This window comes from Nodularia chucula CCY0103, assembly GCF_963923915.1.
Classification (GTDB): domain Bacteria; phylum Cyanobacteriota; class Cyanobacteriia; order Cyanobacteriales; family Nostocaceae; genus Nodularia; species Nodularia chucula.
The window spans coordinates 1-2,261 of record NZ_CAWUOL010000176.1 but is presented as its reverse complement, the minus strand read 5'-3'; the positions used below and the strand labels follow the sequence as shown (position 1 = coordinate 2,261).

Genomic DNA, 2,261 nt, shown 5'->3' with positions numbered 1-2,261 from the left:
AATACATCTCCCGGCTCAGAAATATCGTCCGGTGTACGAGAATGTATTTGTTGATGACAGTAAAAATGCACGAGCGATAAATTAGCGTAACTATCATTGCCACCTTGATGACAAGGGATTTTATGGTGTTTTTGTATAGGTTCATCATTCAGTAATAATTCCCCACATACAGGACACTTGAATCCTTGTTTTTGGGCAAGCTTTTGGTAACTAGGAATTAAACTTTTAGATTTAATATTCTGCCGAGTTTCCCAATAAGATTTTAGCTCTGGGTCATCCGGGGAATAAGCACCCTTTACCATTGGATGTCTCCTAATATTGAACCAGCTAAACTTGAGCAGATGCTTTCCCGTGAGCTTGTTGCCAAACACCCAGGAATCATTCCTATCAAGATTTAACCTTCCCCAATAACGATGATTACGCCAAGATTGGTTCTTTTTGCCGTGCATTCGTTTGGCGTACCTTCTCTCCCTGACAAACATCCATCTATCTAAAGAACTGAATATTTGTGAGGAAACTACAGTCCGATAATAGTTAGCTATTCCCCGAATAATTGGGTTTAGCTTGTCTATGACAAAATCAACACTACAACTCTTGTTATCAAGCCATACTTGTTTGATTTTGTCCCGGATATTTTGCAAAGATTCAATGCTGGGTTTGATTAATACTTTCCGACCTGTTTTGGTATTGGAATCAGGGTATTGTCTGACATGAAAGCCTAAGAAATCAAATCCCTCCACTAGCTGTACTATGTGGGTTTTTGACTCTGATAGAGTTAAACCTCTAGTAAACATCCACTCTTGGAGAGTCTCTTGTGCTTTAATAGCATCTGACTGAGTTTTGCAGAACACTACCAAATCATCGGCGTATCGTACAATTCCACGGTCGCCAATCGTATGACCGTTTTTATCGTACTTGATGCCGAGAGCAGATTCCATACCATGCAAAGCTATATTTGCAAGTAGAGGTGAAATAATTCCACCTTGGGGTACTCCAGCATCGGTGTCATGAAAAACGCCTTTTTCCACATATCCCGCTTTTAACCATTGTTGAATTAATTTTCTCGCGGGAAAATTACCAATGGCGTTAATTAACGGTATATGAGAGATGTTATCGAAGCAACCTTCAATGTCCGCATCTACCACCCACTTTTTTGTGGAGTTGGCTTTTGCCATTGAGTGTATTCTTTCGATAGCATCATGGCATGACCTCCCCGGTCTGAAGCCGTAGGATGTGCGCTCGAAATGTGCTTCCCAATAGGGTTCCAAAGCATTTTTTACAATAGCTTGGAGACATCTATCAACAATACAAGGTATTCCGAGTGGTCTTTGTTTGCCATTGGTTTTACGGATATATACCCGCCTGACTGGTAATGGCTGCCACGGGATATATTTGGTAAGAATGTCTACCAATTTACCTCTGGCTGCCGGGGTTTTTACCAGTAGTCTATCCACTCCTGCTGTTTTACTGCCACTATTTAATTGCGTGACTCTTCTAACGGAAAGTAGTATATTAGAGTAGCTACGCATTAGTAGCTTTTGAAGGTTGCGAACCAACTTGAGGCTACCGCCTTTGGTTGCCTTGAAAATTCTCTGTCTTAGTCTCCTAACTACTCGGAATGCGTTTTTCCATTTCACGCTATTCCAGTCGGTAGTTCTCTCGGTTACGTTCACAATTTTTGCTTGCACCTAACTTTTTCCGATGAGTTTGGTTCCTTTTGCATTGAAATCAAGGGATTCACTCGCCACACGTCAAGTCGCTTCGCTCCAATTCAAAATTCAAAATTCAAAATTCAAAATTAGTAATCATTTATCCAAAAATAATGAGAAAATCTATTATATAATCTCTAACCTCGCTACTCATAACATTGCTATGAGTCAACAAATAGATATTACAGAAAGAACATTCAATTTTGCAGTTAGAATTGTAAACTTATGCAAGGCTCTTGATGAAAATCCTGGAGTCGGGAGAGTTCTTTATAAACAACTATTGCGCTCTGGGACTTCTATTGGAGCGAATGTTGAAGAATCTCAGTCAGCCCAAAGTAAAGCTGATTTTGTCCACAAGCTTGAAATTGCACTTAAAGAATCTAGAGAAACTAAATATTGGTTAAAAATATTAATCACTACTAATATTATTGAAGAACATCGCTTATTACCACTAATAGCTGAAAATCAAGATATTATCAAGATAATTGCGGCGATAATAGTCAAAACTAAGCAAAATACTTCCAAATAATTTTGAATTTTGAATTTTGAATT

Annotated in this window: 2 protein-coding genes; one reads left to right on the top strand and one right to left on the bottom strand. The window is 38.8% G+C overall.

Features of this window, described 5'->3' with window-relative positions:
* A partial coding sequence (ltrA, locus tag ACM0OP_RS23970; protein ID WP_414530913.1) for a group II intron reverse transcriptase/maturase occupies positions 1-1,637 on the bottom strand: 1,637 nt, incomplete at its 3' end.
* 64 nt (positions 1,638-1,701) lie between these two features.
* Between ltrA and ACM0OP_RS23965 the strand changes: the two genes are divergently transcribed.
* Positions 1,702-2,238 (top strand): four helix bundle protein, encoded by a 537-nt coding sequence (locus tag ACM0OP_RS23965; protein ID WP_414530912.1) that lies wholly within the window; start codon positions 1,702-1,704, stop codon positions 2,236-2,238.
* Positions 2,239-2,261 lie beyond the last annotated feature (23 nt).